The sequence below is a fragment of the Mucilaginibacter sp. genome, assembly GCF_036383575.1.
In the GTDB taxonomy this organism is placed as follows: Bacteria; Bacteroidota; Bacteroidia; order Sphingobacteriales; family Sphingobacteriaceae; genus Mucilaginibacter.
On the sequence record NZ_DASVOB010000834.1, the window covers coordinates 1 to 2,107 of the forward strand.

A 2,107-nucleotide genomic window follows, 5' to 3' on the forward strand; every position below is an offset into this window, starting at 1 on the left:
TAAAAACGGACTATCATAAAGCACATCAAAATCAGCTGCTTTATAAATATGGTATTGCCCCTTCAAGGTGTCCAAACCTGTAGCTACCAGATCTTTCCACTTGCTGTAAGGCTTCATTTGGATGGTAACCGGATGGCGCAAGTCCTGCTCGAGGTACATGAACAGGCCTCCGGGGGTGATATAACCTCTTGTTTCATCCAAATAAACGTTGCCTACAAAGGGTACAACGGCTTTTACATCGTACGAGATCTTCACGTCTCCGGCTGCAGGATTAGCAACCTTCCAGATATCTTTTGTGGGTTTCTCAAACTTAAGCTTAGTTCCTTTTGCATCGGTAACAGTAAAGTTTTGCACCGCGCCTGCAAAATCTATCAATTGATAGTATCCGGGTGTCCAAACACACATTTTAAAATCGAGCGTTTTGAGGTGGGTTTTATTGGTGAGTTCAACATGATACAAATGCTCGGCGGCCTTTTCCATCGACACCAAATATTGCATATTGACAGGCTGCTGGGCCAACGCCCCGGTGCTCAAAAACAGGCAAAATGACAGGGTTAACTTAGATAGTAATTTCATTATCCGAGTGGGTTTTGCCGAATATAATAAACGGGGATTTATTTATTCCGGCACTTGCTGAAAATTAGCCAGAAAGTTGCGGGGATTTATTTCAAGGAGATAAAATTTATAGACATCAATAAAAAGCGTCATTGCGAGGCACGAAGCAATCCCCGATTTGAAGAGAGACTATGCAAATTTCTCTGTATACTTTGGGATTGCTTCGTTCCTCGCAATGACGCGGCATTTTTTTCGAGCGACAAAAACCACTCACCAAACACCTACTTCTCAACCCCTTCCAGCGCAAATAAAAACGCGTAGTTCAAAGCCTCTTCCTTTAAATAATCAAACCTACCCGAAGCCCCACCGTGGCCGTAATCCATATTGGTATGTAGCATCAGTACGTTATTATCAGTCTTGGTTGCCCGTAGCTTGGCAACCCATTTAGCGGGTTCAAAATACTGAACCTGACTATCATGCAGACCAGTTATAACCAACATATTTGGATAAGCTTTCTTCTCTACGTTTTCATAAGGCGAATAACTCTTCATGTATTTGTAGGCATCCTCATTTTTAGGATTGCCCCACTCGTCAAATTCATTGGTAGTTAGGGGAATACTTTCATCAAGCATAGTATTCACCACATCAACAAAGGGAACTTCGGCAATGATGCCATGCCACAGGTCGGGAGCCATGTTAGCCACCGCCCCCATCAGCAAACCGCCGGCGCTGCCGCCTTCAGCATACAAGTGTTCTTTACTGGTGTATTTTTGATCAACAAGGTATTTACCACAGTCAATAAAATCAGTAAACGTGTTTTTCTTTTTCATCAACTTACCATCCAGGTACCATTGACGGCCCATCTCCTGTCCGCCCCGGATCCCGGCCATGGCAAAAACAAATCCCCTGTCGAGCAAACTCAGTCGGGCACTCGAAAAATATACATCATTGGTGTAGCCATATGAACCATAACCATACAGCAGCAAAGGCGCGTTATCATTCTTTTCAAAGCCTTTTTTGTAAACCAGCGATATGGGAACCTTAGTGCCGTCGGTAGCGGTTGCATAAAGGCGTTCGGTTATATAATCATCAGCTTTATATCCACCCAATACCTCCTGCTGCTTCATCAGTTTGGATGCTTTGGTATCCATATTATAATCGAAAGTAGATGACGGTGTGGTAAGCGATGTATAACCATACCTCAATACCTTGCTGTTATAATCGGGATTGGCACCAACATAAATAGCATAGGCTGCCTCCTTAAAATCAACATAATGCTCCCGCCCTGACGCAAGATTGCGCACCCTGAACTGGCTCAGTCCACTTTTACGTTCGGTGATCACGATATAATCCTTAAACTCTTCAACACCTTCCAGTAATACATCTTTACGGTGCGGTAATACTTCCTTCCAGTTGCTGCTTTCCGTTTTATCAAGCGGGCACTCCATCAGTTTAAAATTGATGGCGTTCTGGTTAGTTACTATTAAAAACTTATCGGCAAGCGCAGTAACACTATACAACACATCTTTAATGCGTGGCTGAAAAACTTTAA

1 protein-coding gene and 1 pseudogene are annotated in these 2,107 nt (G+C 43.3%); both read right to left on the reverse strand.

Going from position 1 to position 2,107, the window contains the following annotated elements; all coding sequences use genetic code 11:
- Positions 1-576 (reverse strand): annotated as a pseudogene (locus VF500_RS29395) (hypothetical protein); the annotation flags it as partial.
- Between the two features lie 260 nt (positions 577-836).
- Positions 837-2,107: S9 family peptidase (locus VF500_RS29400; protein ID WP_330863065.1), on the reverse strand; the 1,271-nt coding region annotated here is incomplete at its 5' end.